General features: G+C 55.9%; 1 protein-coding gene. It reads left to right on the top strand.

The features are described 5' to 3' along the window. A partial coding sequence (locus ACOVRJ_RS01480; protein WP_422042138.1) for an efflux RND transporter permease subunit occupies nt 1-1,153 on the top strand: 1,153 nt, incomplete at both ends.

Below are 1,153 nucleotides of genomic sequence, written 5' to 3'. Positions count from 1 at the left end.
CTATCATGGGCGAGATCATGCTGATTGCGCTGCCACTGCAAGGCGGCGAGGGCGCAGCTAACCCTATGCAAGCCCGAGAGTATGCCGACTTTGTATTGCGGCCGCGCTTGCTCGGTATCGCGGGCGTTTCTCAGGTCATTCCCATTGGTGGCGAGGTGCGTCAGTTGCGCGTAGAGCCAGACCCTGTACGTATGGCTCAACTGGGTATTTCGCTGAGCCAAATAGAGCAGGCACTGCGCGGGTATGCTGGTAACGTTGGGGGTGGCTTCATTGATTTGAACAGCAGGGAATACCTTATTCGTCACATGGGCCGTACCCAGCGACTAGAGGATTTGCAGGGTATGGCCGTCGCTTGGAAGGACGGCCGGTCAGTGCTACTGCAGCAGGTGGCTGAAGTTCGCTTCGCTGCTGGTCTCAAGCGCGGTGATGCTGGTTATCAAGGTCAGCCTGCTGTGATTCTAAGCGTTCAAAAGCAGCCTGCCGCTGATACGGTCAAGCTGAGCCGACAGATTGAGCAAGCCTTGGTTGATCTTCAGGCGGGCCTTCCCAAAGGGCTTGCCAAACCACAAGTGCTGTTTCGACAGGCCGATTTCATCAAGGCTTCCGTTGGCAACGTCACGCAGGCGCTGCGCGATGGTGCGGTGATTGTTGCCATTGTTCTGTTTGCGTTCTTGCTGTCTGTTCGCACCACCTTGATTTCCTTGGTTGCCATCCCACTGTCTTTGGCAGTAACGGCCGTGGTTTTTCGCTGGCTCGACCAGTCGATTAACGTCATGACATTGGGTGGGCTGGCGATTGCAATTGGCGAGTTGGTGGACGATGCCGTGGTTGACGTTGAAAATATCTTACGTCGACTCAAGGAAAACAGAGCCCTTGCGCAACCGCAGTCGGTGATGTCGGTAGTTCAGCAGGCCAGCGTTGAAGTGCGCTCCGGCATTGTGTACGCCACAGTCATCGTCGTGCTGGTGTTCGTGCCCTTGTTCGCCTTGCCGGGCATCGAAGGGCGTCTGTTTGCGCCGCTTGGTATTGCTTATATTGTTTCAATCCTGGCCTCCATGGCGGTGTCGATGACAGTGACGCCCGTACTTTGCAGTTACCTGCTTCCAAAGATGAAACAACTGGGACATGGTGACAGCCCCTTCGTGACGCGCCT

Origin of the sequence: Roseateles sp., from assembly GCF_049240545.1 — a bacterium.
In the GTDB taxonomy this organism is placed as follows: domain Bacteria; phylum Pseudomonadota; class Gammaproteobacteria; order Burkholderiales; family Burkholderiaceae_C; genus Paucibacter_A.
This window is presented reverse-complemented; position numbering and strand designations above follow the sequence as displayed.